The organism is Treponema sp. OMZ 857, assembly GCF_024181085.1.
Classification (GTDB): domain Bacteria; phylum Spirochaetota; class Spirochaetia; order Treponematales; family Treponemataceae; genus Treponema.
Genome location: NZ_CP051147.1, coordinates 2,400,183 through 2,413,975, shown reverse-complemented (window position 1 = coordinate 2,413,975; position 13,793 = coordinate 2,400,183). Strand labels below are relative to the sequence as shown.

At 45.6% G+C, this 13,793-nt stretch carries 13 protein-coding genes and 1 tRNA gene; 13 read left to right on the top strand and 1 reads right to left on the bottom strand.

Annotation, left to right across the window (positions count from 1 at the left end; translation table 11 throughout):
• The first annotated feature begins 5 nt into the window (after positions 1 to 5).
• Both E4N66_RS10840 and thyX read left to right on the top strand, forming a co-directional pair.
• A complete protein-coding gene (locus tag E4N66_RS10840) occupies positions 6 to 1,694 on the top strand; it encodes a glycoside hydrolase family 3 protein (RefSeq protein WP_253728025.1) in 1,689 nt (562 codons plus the stop codon).
• 32 nt (positions 1,695 to 1,726) lie between these two features.
• The gene (gene thyX / locus E4N66_RS10835) at positions 1,727 to 2,563 is read left to right on the top strand and encodes an FAD-dependent thymidylate synthase (RefSeq protein ID WP_253673761.1); all 837 of its coding nucleotides are present in this window, start codon (positions 1,727 to 1,729) and stop codon (positions 2,561 to 2,563) included.
• Between the two features lie 10 nt (positions 2,564 to 2,573).
• On the opposite strand, the gene E4N66_RS10830 is transcribed toward thyX, so the two are convergent.
• The gene (locus E4N66_RS10830; RefSeq protein WP_253728024.1) at positions 2,574 to 4,595 is read right to left on the bottom strand and encodes a putative glycoside hydrolase; all 2,022 of its coding nucleotides are present in this window, start codon (positions 4,593 to 4,595) and stop codon (positions 2,574 to 2,576) included.
• A gap of 83 nt (positions 4,596 to 4,678) precedes the next feature.
• Between E4N66_RS10830 and E4N66_RS10825 the strand changes: the two genes are divergently transcribed.
• From E4N66_RS10825 to yajC, 11 genes are all read left to right on the top strand, one after another.
• Positions 4,679 to 5,344: a CAP domain-containing protein gene (locus E4N66_RS10825; protein WP_253728023.1), complete on the top strand. Its 666-nt coding sequence runs from the start codon at positions 4,679 to 4,681 to the stop codon at positions 5,342 to 5,344.
• A gap of 200 nt (positions 5,345 to 5,544) precedes the next feature.
• Positions 5,545 to 7,770, top strand: a complete 2,226-nt coding sequence (locus tag E4N66_RS10820) for a SpoIIE family protein phosphatase (protein WP_253728022.1) — start codon at positions 5,545 to 5,547, stop codon at positions 7,768 to 7,770.
• A gap of 62 nt (positions 7,771 to 7,832) precedes the next feature.
• Positions 7,833 to 7,905, top strand: a tRNA-Met gene (locus tag E4N66_RS10815).
• A gap of 248 nt (positions 7,906 to 8,153) precedes the next feature.
• Positions 8,154 to 8,309 carry a 50S ribosomal protein L34 gene (rpmH, locus tag E4N66_RS10810; RefSeq protein WP_006188846.1) on the top strand — a complete coding sequence of 52 codons (156 nt, stop codon included), beginning with the start codon at positions 8,154 to 8,156 and terminating at the stop codon, positions 8,307 to 8,309.
• Between the two features lie 12 nt (positions 8,310 to 8,321).
• On the top strand, positions 8,322 to 8,708 hold the full coding sequence (locus tag E4N66_RS10805) for a ribonuclease P protein component (RefSeq protein ID WP_044013887.1): 387 nt from the start codon (positions 8,322 to 8,324) through the stop codon (positions 8,706 to 8,708).
• The gene (gene yidD / locus E4N66_RS10800; protein WP_369792406.1) at positions 8,599 to 8,925 is read left to right on the top strand and encodes a membrane protein insertion efficiency factor YidD; all 327 of its coding nucleotides are present in this window, start codon (positions 8,599 to 8,601) and stop codon (positions 8,923 to 8,925) included. The genes E4N66_RS10805 and yidD overlap by 110 nt, the downstream gene beginning before the upstream one ends.
• A gap of 11 nt (positions 8,926 to 8,936) precedes the next feature.
• A complete protein-coding gene (gene yidC, locus E4N66_RS10795) occupies positions 8,937 to 10,697 on the top strand; it encodes a membrane protein insertase YidC (RefSeq protein ID WP_253728021.1) in 1,761 nt (586 codons plus the stop codon).
• A complete protein-coding gene (gene jag / locus E4N66_RS10790) occupies positions 10,694 to 11,374 on the top strand; it encodes an RNA-binding cell elongation regulator Jag/EloR (protein ID WP_253728020.1) in 681 nt (226 codons plus the stop codon). Before yidC ends, jag begins: the two co-directional genes overlap by 4 nt.
• Positions 11,375 to 11,377: 3 nt before the next feature.
• Complete coding sequence (locus tag E4N66_RS10785; RefSeq protein WP_253673770.1) at positions 11,378 to 12,181, top strand: DUF6675 family protein; 804 nt, start codon at positions 11,378 to 11,380, stop codon at positions 12,179 to 12,181.
• A gap of 10 nt (positions 12,182 to 12,191) precedes the next feature.
• The gene (locus tag E4N66_RS10780; RefSeq protein WP_253728019.1) at positions 12,192 to 13,262 is read left to right on the top strand and encodes a peptidylprolyl isomerase; all 1,071 of its coding nucleotides are present in this window, start codon (positions 12,192 to 12,194) and stop codon (positions 13,260 to 13,262) included.
• Between the two features lie 84 nt (positions 13,263 to 13,346).
• On the top strand, positions 13,347 to 13,784 hold the full coding sequence (gene yajC, locus E4N66_RS10775) for a preprotein translocase subunit YajC (protein WP_253673774.1): 438 nt from the start codon (positions 13,347 to 13,349) through the stop codon (positions 13,782 to 13,784).
• Positions 13,785 to 13,793: the final 9 nt, after the last annotated feature.

The following is a 13,793-nucleotide window of genomic DNA, read 5'->3' as shown; positions in this document are numbered from 1 at the left end:
CCGCTTTGCGCCGTAAACATCTTTTCGCCGCCGTCCTATTCGGCGCCGCACTGCCGATTTTACTGCAGGTCAATACTCAACTGAACGCTCAAGCTCAAACTACTGCACTTAAAACGCTGCCCGATTTTTACGACGCAGTACCCGCCGCGGAACTTGCCAGCCGGATTACGGATGCAATGACCGACGAAGAGCTGCTGTCTCAAACATTCATGTTCGGATGGGCAGGGCAGGCGCCGACCGATCTTTTAATGAGCTGGATTACCGAACGGAGCCTGGGCAGTATCAAAATATTCGGCTGGAATACTGAGGATAGCGTTGAACTGGCAAAGGCTATCAGCCTTTTACAAAAAAAGGCCAACAGTACCCGCTTCCGTATCCCGCTTTTTGTTGCAACCGATCAGGAAGGGGGCTGGATACGCCACGTTAAAGGACGTACGTCGGAAACGCCCGGTAACCTCGCCATCGGCGCCTCCGGTTATCCGATAGACGCCTACTACGAAGGCTTTTATATTGCCCGGGAGCTCTCGGCTCTTGGCATCAATCTCAATTTTGCACCGACGGTAGACCTCTATACCAACCATGAATCTTCTATTATCGGGCCGCGTTCTTTCGGGCAATCGCCGGAGGCGGCGGGAATTTTAGCCCGTGCCTTTATGCAGGGGAGTAAAAAGGCAGGCGTACTGACAACTGCCAAGCATTTCCCCGGACATGGAGATACCGCGCTTGACAGTCATGGAAAGCTGCCGAGCATTGCCATCTCCAAAGAGACCTTCTATAACCGCGAACTGGTACCGTTTCAATACCTCATCGAAGCGGATGTACCGGCAATTATGACCGGACATTTACACTTTCCCGCCGTATCCGAACACGGAGAGCCTGCTTCGTTTTCTCAGTATTTACTGCAAACCGTGCTGCGCGGCCAGCTCGGGTTTAAAGGCTTGGTTATTACTGACGATATGATGATGCACGGAGCCATCCGCTATGCCGGTACGATTGCTAAAGCGGTACAGCTCGCACTTGAGGCAGGAAACGATATTATCGAATCCTCTACCACGCCGCGCCTCTACGATACATTTTGGACTGAAAATTTACAGCGGATGCAAACCAACGAAGCATTCAGGCTGCGGGTTAAGGACGCGGCATACAGAATTATCGAAGCAAAACTTCGGTATTTTAAAAGCGGCAATGCAGTACCGCTCTATCCCGATATATACACTATTCCCGAAAAGCTGCCCGATGCCGAAGGACAGGCTTTCTTTCTTTCCCTTGCCGCACGGGCGGTTACCGTTGTCCGCGGCAAATACATTCCGTATACGACAAAAACCGGAGAAAAGATATTGCTTGCCGGTTCGTATTCCGCTTTTTTACAGGCGGGCTTAAAACGCTTTCCCGCCGCTCAAACGAGTAATCTGTCGGACGGTATTTTTACCAAGACCGCTGCAAGCGATACCGTTATCTTCTGTCTTTCAAACGATTCATCGCTCAAAGTCTTACAGCAGCTTTATAAAGCCTATCCCAAAAAGCGGTATATTATTTTCTCCTGCCTTTCACCGGTATTCTTGTCAGGTATTCCGGAAATACCAACGGCGATTGCACTGTACAGCTACGCGCCGGTTTCGTTTACCGCAGGCTTCGGTGCATTGCTCGGCGATTTTAAGCCGCAGGGACATCTCCCGCTTGACGGTATTAATTAATTATACAGCAGAAAAATACCGATATATAAGATATGGCTCATTGTATTGTTCCCACAGCGGAAGAAATTCTTGATAAAGAATATAAGGTACTGGACAAAGGCTTTGTTCGGTTGGTTGATTATCTTGGCGGAGATGCGCGTATTGTACAAGCGGCACGGGTGTCGTATGGAGATGGCACAAAAAGCGTTCGCGAAGATGCGGGGCTGATCGATTATCTGTTGCGGCATCAGCATACGTCCCCGTTTGAGCAGGTTGTGCTGACCTTCCATATAAAAATGCCGATTTTTGTTGCGCGGCAGTGGGTGCGGCACCGGACGGCACGGCTCAACGAAATTTCCGGACGGTATTCGATTATGCGGGATGAGTGTTATCTGCCTGCGTCCGAGGATATCGCGTTCCAAAGTACGGATAACCGGCAAGGACGTATGAGCGAACCTGCTCCGCTTGAGGTGCGGACGCAGATACGGGATGCCTTGCACGCACAGCAGGAGACTGCCTATCGTGAATATAGTGCGCTTATCGATACAAAACTGGCGCGGGAACTTGCCCGTATCAATTTACCTCTTTCAGCGTACACGGAAATGTATTGGCAAATCGATTTACACAACCTCTTTCACTTCTTAAAGCTCCGTTGCGATAGCCATGCTCAAAAGGAAATCCGCGATTACGCTTTTGTGCTGCTGGAGATTTGCCGAAATGTGGCGCCTCTTGCAACAAAATCGTTTGAAAAGCATAGCTTAACCGGTGTGCATCTTTCCGGCGCCGAATTGGAAGCTGTGCGCAATCTACTGCAAGGCAAAGAAAGCGGACTTAAAGGTAAAGAGCTGGAACGCTTTGAAGAAAAAATCCGCTCCGGCGAACAACTATAGCAGGGAAAGTTTATTTCGGTAGTGGGAGGCCGTCGGGGCGGATGTCGGCGTAACGGCCGGAATTATTCCAATAGGCATAGCCTTCATCAATGGAATCCTTAATGCCGATAATCTGCCGCTGCACATAATCTTCATTATAATACTTTTTATCGTAGGATACGGGAATATAAAACGCCTGTGTCCACGGCCGGATAATCACCTTATTGTGCGCAATAATCTTATTCCGGTAGGAGCCTTGCTGATAAATGCGGTACGGGCGTTCCTCTGCCGGTTGTTGCGCAAGAAAGCTTTGCCGGAAATGGCTGGGATAAAACATCGGGCATATCACATCCACGTAATCGGCAAGCACTTCTACTTCCTGTCCCGTGCGCGCTCCGGTGCGGTACCATCCGTTCGCCCCGTAAATATCGATTGAAATCGGCGCATGAATTTTTTCCCGGGCGTAGGCAAGAAAGGACATGATGGCGCTTTCCTTATCCATGCCCTGCTCCTGCGCAGGGTACCGTGCCGCATAGAGATTTTCCCCATCGGTGGGAAAGCGGATATAGTCGAACTGAACTTCATCAAAACCTCTCCGGATCAGTTCTTCCGCAATTGCCGTATTGTACTTCCATACGTTTTCGTTGTAGGGGTCTACCCAATATTCTTCAATCGGCTCTGCCGTTTCGTCAACGGTTTTATAACCCTGCCACGGGTTGCCGCTTTTGTCTTTTACTGCATACACGTTTTTTCGGTATCGATACAGCTGCTTATCCTTGAACACAACGATACGGGCAACGAGGTAGACGTTACGTTCTTTTGCTTTTGCAGTAAAATCTTCCAGCTGAATAAAGGGACGCACCGCTCCCACTGCCTGTATTTCTTCATCCTGTGAGTCGTAGCGGACAAAGCCGAAATCGTCTTTCATATCGATAACGAGCGTATCGAGCTTATTTTGTTCAAGCAGGTCAAAGTAGCGCTGCAAACCGGCGGCTGTCCTCGCCTGATGCGCCGGTAGATACACGCCTTTCCGTCCCGTAGCGCGGCGGAGATAGTCCGTTTTCCGTGTTTTTTCTCCCTCGTCGAACAGCCACAATTCCGAAAGGCTCACCGCTTTACCGAGCCGCGTCATCCGCTGCGGTATCCACGCCGAAAGCGGATTTGTAGCGATGCGTTTAAGGCTCAGCTCTATTCCCTTTAGCCGATTGGGAGCGGGAGCCGGCAGCATCAGCGGTATTTCAAACAAGCCGCCGTTTTTACAGCCGATAATGGATACGGCAGCAGGGCTGAGCCCGTCGATGCAGCGCGCACCTGCAATGCTGTCCGTCCACTCCGAAACGGCATGGAAGCTCTTTGTCGGCCAGTCGAGTTGGTACAGTTTGCCGGTAAATGTTTGCGCGGCATACACTTCCTGTTTTTGCTGGTGGGTATATACGACAATATCGGAAATTTCTTCGTCACTTTCCGGCCCGGGGATAAGACCTTCGCTTAACGGCTGCCATTTGTCGGAAGCGGACGGCTGTTTCCATGCTACGCCGTAGATGGAGTGGGAGGCAAGGACTGTCAGCTGCGGATTTCCCTGTGCATCCGGCAAATCGAGTACACAGACGGCCTTTAACCCATTGATCGGAGTATGGCAGCCGAGATTGCGCCAATGTCGTCCGCCGTCTTCACTTAAAAACACAGCGCTGTTTGTGGCGGTAATAAGGGTATCGGGGCGGGACGGATGCGCTTCCAAATCTTTCAGCATCTGAGGCTTTTTAATAAAGGACTTTTCGCTGCCGGTTATCTTTTTTATCACTTTTATCGGAAGGCCGTCGTTGATATACTCAAACTGCGTTACATTATCCGATCGCGCAATGCCGTTATCGGTGAGAAAAAACCATGTATTGCCGCTTCTGATAATTTTGCGCACCGCGGCCGTATCCCAAATCTTTTGTGCGGACACCGAGGTAAGCTTATATAATCCGTCCTGCGTACCTGCCAACAGGAAATCCTGCGCATGAACCGACATCGCAGTAGTAACCAATAAAACAATCAACAGCCGTTTCATAAGGGGCAATTATAACTTATATGACAACGGGGGTCTATGGAAATCTTGCTTATTTATTGCAAATTGAATACAGTATATAATATATGGAAAAGAGACTATTTGTTTTACTGACAGCATTTGTGCTGTTTTTGTTTTCTTGTACTACCGGCAATAATATCATGGTGCCGGATACACCGTTAAGTGACACGAGATACCTTGCGGAAGAAGTCGTAAAGGAACTGAATTTCGTAAGAACAAATCCTAAGCGGTATGCGGCCGAAGTATTGGAACCGCGGCTTAGATATTTCGACGGGAATATATATACCGAACCGGGGAAAGTTCGACTGCTAACTCAAGAAGGCATCGCACCGTTGCAGGAATGTATACGGGTACTAAAGACTACGGCTGCTGTGGAGCCGCTAACTTTGGAAACAGGGCTGTGCCGTTCGGCGCAATGGCTTGCGGATGATCAGGCTCGTACCGGAGGAATGGGGCATACGGGGAGCGACGGTTCCGACCTTGTTACCCGTATCAGCCGCTACGGAACGTGGGGTATTCTTTGCGGCGAAAATTGCGCGTATGGCAGCGTGACGGCACGGCAAATCGTTGTTCAGCTTTTGATCGATGACGGAGTGCCGAGTCGTGGACACCGGATTAATATTCTACAACAAGCGTTTAAGAAGGTCGGTATCGGCTTTAACAAGACCGGAAATGCACCTTACGGCGCCGTTACCGTAATGGATTTTGTGGGCAGCTATATTTCACAATAAATTTTTAAATATAAATATAGGGCATCTCTGAAAACTTGGTGACGTTTTTAGAGGTTTCCTATATTAAAAGGTTTGTTTTGTTACAATTTTGCTTCTTTTTTTATAGATACCCTCTTTTGTTTGTGGCGTATTTGCTGTATAATATTTTTTGATTCAATCAAGAATAACGAAAACAATGAAGCAGTTTACCGGGAGCGAGCATGGAAGCAAGCAAAAATGCCCTTGATAACATAAAAAAATACAAACCAACGGTAAGTTTATGGAGTAGTGTCCGTATAAAATTTATCGTTATCATCGTTACTATTTTGCTTGTTGTTATTGCCAGTGTTGCTATGGCTCTCGCTATTGCTATTATCCGTCCATATAAAGATTTACTTTCAAACAGTCTTTTGCTGCAAACAAAAATATTGCTTGATAACCTTGAATTGCGAGTTCAGACACATTTTTCAAATCCCAATCAGGAAGATTTGGACATTTTATTATTGAATCGTGTTACCTTCCCCGAAGCAAAATATGTCGTTGTTACGGGAAAAAGCAGCCTTCCCGGGCAGACGGGGCTTCACTATGTTCTCGCAACTGACTATCAAGATATCACTAAAGTGATTAATACTCATCGGTATATCCCTGGAGAATCTCAGTTTTATCCTGAAGGAATCGAAGAAATCCTGCAAAAGTTGACGTATATCAATAGCGAAGCCACGCTAATCGTCCATCAGCACATCGATTCGATTCAACTGCTTATGGATGAAATGGAAGCGCTCGATACACATCGAGATCCGTATATACTCAAGCGCCAAACTGAAATTCAGGCAAGTATCAGACATCTGGAAGCAAAACTGCAATCCAATCTTTCGGCATTGGCCGATCAAGGTTTCGGTTCATATCCGGATTATTCAATACAGAGTCTTTCAAAAAAAAGGACGGAATATTTATTCTACGAACCGATTATCTATTATAATCCCGATAATCCGCAGGAATGTGTGCAGGGAATCGTATTTGTTAATATTTCGGTAGAAGGTCTTTTGGAAAAAATAAACGACCAGCAAAACCGATTGATTCGTATTATTGCGAAGATCTCATTAATCGTGTTGATTGCAGGTATCTCTACCGCATGGTTCCTCAGCTCATTATTTGTACGGCCGCTCGGTCTTTTGGCGGCGCACGTTGCGTTAATCCGTGATACGGAAGATAAAGAGAAGCTGGCCGGTAGGTCGGTTCAAGTTACCTCGCGGGACGAATTCGGGATGCTTGGTACGACGATTAACGATATGACGGAAAGATTGGCTGCTGCCGCTGCTATTTCTAAAGATTTAAAGGTTGGTAAAGAGATACAAAAAATGTTTATCCCGCTGGATCTTAGTTCTTCCGGCAGGAAGCTGACAACGGGCAGTCATCGTGACGTTTATTCCGAATTTTTCGGTTATTATGAAGGTGCGCACGGTGTTTCGGGTGATTATTTTGATTATAGAAAATTGGATGCCTTCCATTATGCCGTTATAAAGTGCGATGTTGCAGGGAAGGGGGTTCCCGCCGCCCTTATTATGGTAGAAGTAGCGACGTTGTTCCAAAGCTATTTTCAAAACTGGAACTATAAACGAGACGGTTATAACCTCAGCACTATCGTTATGCGGATTAATGACGTTATCGAATCGCACGGATTTGTGGGGCGTTTTGCTGCATTTAGCCTTTGTATTATCAATATGCGTGTCGGTGATGCGTATTTCTGTAATGCAGGCGATAATATCGTTCATATCTACGACAAACAGGCACGACGTTTGAAAAGCTATACCTTACGTTCAGGGTCGGCTGCAGGGGTGTTCTCTTCAGAGATGATAAGTCTTAACGGTGGGTATCCGATTGAAAAAATACACCTGAATTGCGGAGATATACTGTTTCTTTATACTGACGGTATCGAAGAGTCAAAACGGAAGCTGCGTGTGCCGATTTCGAAACCGAAGAATGATTCAGCTGCTGTATTGCCGGAGGATAAAGACGACAACAGCCATCTGATCGGTACCGACAGCGAAACATTGGGAAAAGACAGGGTTGAAGAGATTATTGAGGCGGTCTTTGCCCGGAAAAAATTTACGCTCAAAAAACGTCAAAGCGATCTTATGTATGAGCAGATGGATTTTGATTTCTCTTCGTGTAACGGAACGATTGAAGATGCCGTTCTGGCGCTTATTTCTGTTGAGAAAGTCTTTAGAATGTATAAAGACAGTTCCGCACAGTCTTTTGATTGTGTGCAGGTCGATAAAAAAATCGATGCATTCTTGAGTAAGTGCTTCCTACAATATGATATTTACTGTTGTGATAAGGCGCCGCATCCTATTTATGATGAATATTTTTACTACAAACAAATAAAAGAAGATATTCAATACGATGATTTGACTATCCTTGGTATTGCACGCCGTGTGCCCGTCTAAAATTGGATGTACAATAATACTTGACATTTTTCCGATTGTGGTTTATCTTACACCCCGTACACCGCAGGGTAGAGCAGTTGGCAGCTCGTCGGGCTCATAACCCGGAAGTCGTAGGTTCAAGTCCTACCCCTGCTAAGTTTGAAAAGGCATCCTTAATTTAAGGATGCCTTTTTTTTGATCCGCGAAATTTTACTCAAGGTTTTGCCCTGAAAATCATTTCTCGTTGATTGACTTTTTTATGGTGGTATAGTATAGTCGTCTGTCTAGTATTTTGAGGAAGGTTTATTTTCAGCCGCTAAAGGAAATTTTGCTTTCCTCGTTATCCCGAGATCTTTTAGGCGGTTAATACGCCTGATAACTATATATAGAAGGAGTCTAGTTTTATGAAACGGACATTTCAACCGAGCAGAACAAAACGTTTGCGCCGTCATGGATTTCGTGCGCGTATGGCAACACGCGGAGGACGCGCGGTTTTAAAGAGCCGCCGTGCAAAAGGACGCTATAAGCTTTCCGTGTCCGACGAAAAAAAGAGTTACTAAGAGTTTTAACACATGGAACGCTCTTGTTTGCCTAAAGAAGAGCGTCTTTGCGGCGCCGTGCGGATACGAAGTATGTTTAAAATAGGACACCGCTATAGCTGCGACGGCGCAAAGTTGTTCGTTTTACCGAATAAGTTACCATATAATCGTTTTGTTTGTACATTTAAACGACATTACGGTTCTGCCGTACAAAGAAATAAGGCGCGCCGTTTATCTAAAGAGGTGTACCGGCAGATGAAATCCCGGCTCATAATAGGAAAGGATATTCTTCTGCTTGTATTCCCTGGGCATGATACTTTTTCTTTGCGTACGGCTCAGCTGGATTGTTTGTTTAAAAAAGCGGATATGTTCTCTGTTCGATCTCAACAATATGAAACACCATTATCTGAAAACAATTGAGCGTATTTTTACGTTTTTATTATGTGCAGGCGTAAAGGTATACCAAAAGTGTATTTCTCCCTTGTTTCCGCCTTGTTGCAGATATTATCCCACCTGTTCTCATTACGCCCTTGAAAGCCTAACTAAATATGGGCCGGTTAAGGGAGGGTATTTAGCGGTAAGACGAATCCTTAGATGTCATCCTTTTCACAAGGGAGGGTATGATCCCGTCCCCTAGGAGATTCGTTTATGAATAAGAATACCGTTATTGCAATGGTGCTTTCCGGTCTCGTCATTGCAGCTTCGATGTTTGTGCAATACAAATTTTTTCCGCCTGCGCCGGTACAGCAACAGCCGTCTACTGCCGTTTCTACCACGGAGCAGCAGGCAGAAGTCCCGCAAAATACCTTTGTAGCGGAAACTGCTCCTGCCGATTTCGGAGTGCTGGAAACCCCTGATGAAACCGTTATCGGTGAACAGACCGTTACCGTTAAAACCGATATTGCGGAGATTACACTTACAAATCGAGGCGGCGATATCATTTCGTATAAGCTGTTGGAACGCAATAATTCCAAGGGTGATTCTTATGTAGAAATGGTAAAAAACCTGACCGATCGGAATAGAGCGTTTTCTATTGCCCTTGGTAGTGCGCAGGCACCCGCTTTAAATCAATTCTTTAATGTTAAAGAAGAAACAGTAAATGGCAAGCAGATTGTCGGCTTTTTTAAGACAATTTCGATAAAAAACCAAGACGGTTCCGTATCTTCGTTTACACTTGCAAAACGATACACCTTTCTGCCTGATGACTATATGTTCGAACTGGCTGTTACGGTCAGCGGCGATGCCGATATGAAAGGGCTGAATTTTGATAATGCAGGCTATACGTTGAGGACGATGCCTCAAATCGGTCCGGATTGGGATGCCAAAGCAGACCGCTACGAATACCGGAACTTTTTCTCCTATATAGGCGGAAAGAAAAAAGATACTGCGTTAAAAGCAAATCAGACCAAGTTGATTACGGATTCCGTTCCGTGGGCCGGTATTTCGGGAAAATATTTCAGTCTTATCGTTATCCCTTCGGTTCCCGCACAACAGATATTGTATTCTGCCGCACAGCCTAATGCGGATACCGTTCAAGACGGACAGCTGTTTTTTTCGAGGCCTGTGATTACCGGCAATAAGGTAACCGACGTATACCGTATCTACCTCGGCCCTTGCTCTGAAAATATTTTAAGTACCTACAATATTCCGTCAAAAAACAACTACAACTATGATAATCTGCGGATTGATACCGTGGCTGTTTCCAGCGGCATTTGGCGTCCGTTAGAGATATTGCTGAAATGGTTGCTGCAATTCTTCTATAAACTTATTCCGAACTGGGGTGTTTCGATTATCCTTGTAACAATCTTGATAAAGGCTGTGTTTTTCCCGCTTACCAAGAAAAGCTCGGAAGCAACGCAGCAGATGCAAAAAATGCAGCCTAAGATTCAAGAATTGCAGGCAAAATATAAAGGTAAGCCGCAGAAGCTGAACGAGGAGATGGCAAAGCTCTACAAAGAAGCCGGTTATAACCCGCTTTCCGGTTGTCTGCCTTTATTGATCCAATTACCGATCTTGTTTGCAATGTATCGGCTGTTTAATAACTATTTTGAATTCCGCGGTGCAATGTTTATTCCTCATTGGATACCGGACTTATCGGTCGGTGACAGTATTTTGCAGTTCCCCAGTCCTATTCCTTTCCTCGGATGGACGGATCTGCGTATTTTACCGATTGTCTATGTGATTTCGCAGATGGTATTCGGAAAGATAACGCAAACTCCAACAAGCGATCAGCAGCAAAACAGCACAATGAAAATTATGCTTTACGGGATGCCGTTATTCTTCTTCTTTATGTTCTATAATGCGCCGTCAGGGTTGCTGCTCTACTGGACATGCACGAACTTCTTAATGCTCGTTCAGCAGATGATCATTAAGGCAATGATGAAGCAGAAAAAGGAGGTTCGGAAATGATCTATGAATTTGAAGGAAAAACCGAACGTGATGCTATAGATAAAGCAATCGCCGAGCTTGGGGTAGAGTCCGATCAGTTTGATGTGGAAATTGTTGAAATTCAAAAAAACTCGCTTTTTAAGAAAGGGTATGCCAAAATTCGTGTGCATATTGACGATAAAGCCGCAGCAGGGAAGCCTACTGCCGATACGCCCCGTCAACCGGCGCTTTCACGCGAAGCTACTACAGATAAAGAAGCTGATTTGGTGAAATTTATCGGTGAGCTTATTCATGCGATGGGCTATACCGCGAATATCGAAATCCTTTCACACGAAGAACATAAGCTGCTTATACGGCTTTCCTCCGAGGATTCTGCGATTTTAATCGGAAAGAAGGGGAAAAATCTGGATGCACTCCAGCTGATTGCCAATGTGTATGCCGGTAAAATCGGTATTTCCGAACGGATTATGCTCGATTGTGAAAATTATCGGCTTCGCCGTGAAGAATCGCTGGTGCGGCTTGCCTATACCACCGCTGATCAAGTTGTAACGACAAAGGCTTCAGTCTTGCTTGAGCCGATGAATCCCTATGAACGTAGGCTGATCCACAGTACGCTTGCAGATATTCGGGATGTTGACACAAAGAGTGAAGGTGACGGCTTATACAAACAAGTGCGTGTGCTGTATAAGGGGCTGTAGCGGATGAGGCGTTGTCTTATTCTTCTTACCCTTTTAACAGCCGGTTCTCTTTTTGCACAGGATGTCGGCAATGTACCCGATTCGGTGATTTCCGTACTTGATTCGTTTTTATCCGCTGAGCAGCGGATAGAATTGCTTAAGCAAGGACATCTTTTCCGGTCGGTGTATAATAAAGAGAATGCTGCACCGCGGCTTGCGCCGCTTTTTGCCGTGCCGCAAACATTTGCGGAAAACTGGAACAAGGGCAATCCTACTTTTTTGATAGAAGCGTTGTATGTGCATAAAAAAATGCAAGGCAATACAAAAGACATAGAGAAAATCTCCCGCATTCTCCGCTCTGTTTCAAAGCTGGAAGGACTGCAATATTATTCGAGCAGCCGCAAGAAGATGCGGACCCTCTACGAGACGTCGTATGTTATTGACGATCCTAAAACGCAAGGCCGGATTGCCGATCCTGTTGACAATCCGGAACCGGATTTTTCGGTCTATGTACTGCAAAAGGATTTAACCTTCGATAAAAATATTTATCGTTACCGTTTCTGTTCTGATACCGATTCTGCCGGTTTCATATCTACAAATGTCGATGTCTTAAAGTATTCGATATTTAAAGCAATGGAACCTGAAAATTTAGAGGCTTCGATTGCGGTAACCGATCTCGGAGAGTATCTGCTGATACACATGCTGACACGTGCCGATTTTAGCGCTCCTTCCGTTTTTAGGGAGCGGGTACAAAATTCGTTTAGGACACGGGGAGAAGCGGTGTACGGATGGTTCATTGCGCAATACGAGAATAGTGTAATACCTTGATGGAGGAGCTATGCGGTTGAATAAGATTGCGGTATTGGTTTTACCGATTACTTTTTTGATTATCGCGACAGCGACTGCTGCTGCAATTATTTTAACGGGAGATTCTGAAAAAGGAAAAAAAATGAATGCGATAAGTGCTGAATTACAGAAGGATGGCGTCTATGCCGTTATCGATACGAACAAGGGCGATATCATTTTGAAATTGTTCTATAAAGAAACACCCATGACGGTATGTAACTTTGTTGGGTTGGCAGAAGGAACATTGGATGCAGCGAAAGGAAAGCCTTTTTATGACGGGCTGACCTTCCACCGTGTCATTGCAAACTTTATGATTCAAGGCGGCGATCCTGACGGTAAGGGTACCGGCGGACCGGGATACCGCTTCCCCGATGAGTTTGTCGATAACCTCAAGCATAATACCGCCGGTATCCTTTCCATGGCAAATGCCGGGCCGGGGACAAACGGGTCGCAGTTCTTTATTACCCATGTGCCTACGCCGTGGCTTGATGGAAAACATACGGTGTTTGGTAGGGTCGTAAAAGGCCAAGATGTTGTCAATAAAATCGTGCAGGGTGATCGTATGAATTCCATATCGATTATCCGCAAGGGAGCCGAAGCCCAGAAGTTTACGGCAACCCAGAAAGATTTTAATGCCTATCTTGCAGGAGCTACGGAACGGGCAAAGCAGCGTGCTGCTCAGAAGCGGGAAAAATATGAGGCTTTGATAAAACAAAAATTCCCCAATGCCGTTAAGAATGAAAACGGTGTCTTCTATACAATTGTAAAAGAAGGGAAGGGCGTTAAAGCTCAAACAGGCAAAACTCTGACTATGAAATATAAGGGATCTTTGCTTGACGGTACGGTGTTTGATGATTCCGATATGCACGAACCGCTCAAATTTGTCGCCGGTGCAGGGCAGCTTATTGCCGGATTTGACCAGCAGGCCGTGCAAATGGCTGCCGGTGAAAAACGGACGATTGTTATTCCGCCGGAGCTTGGATACGGTTCACGCGGCGCAGGCGGGGTTATTCCTCCTGATGCTTATTTGGTTTTTGAACTTGAATTACTGTCGGTAAAATAACCGGCAGAATAACCTGTGAATTGACTACGCATTTTTTTTGTGCTAGTATTTTAAGGATATTTATCATAAATAAGGATGTAAATAATGAATGCGATTCCATTATTGCAGCAAGCCGCATCGGGAGGTAGTTTTATTCCGCTGCTCGCTCTTGGTCTTATCTTTGTAATTTTCTACGTTTTTATTATCGGCCCTCAAAAGAAAGAGCAGAAGAAAACGCAAGAAATGATTGCCTCCGTTCAGAAGGGTGATAAAATTATCACAATCGGCGGTATTCACGGTGTCGTGTCTTCTGTAAAAGAAACAACGATCATTCTTAAAGTTGACGATAATTGTAAGCTCGAAATGAATCGTTCCGCAATCGGCAGTGTTATTTTGGATGAAAAAACAAAAGCAAGCCGTCTGGCAAATGTGCCGGAAAAGACTTCTCTGTTTTCTGCGCTCTTTAAAAAGAAAGAAAAGAAAGCTGAAGATTCCAGCTCCGAAAAACCGCAGCCGCCCAATTTTTCCGGCGATGCGGAATAAACGTTCCGT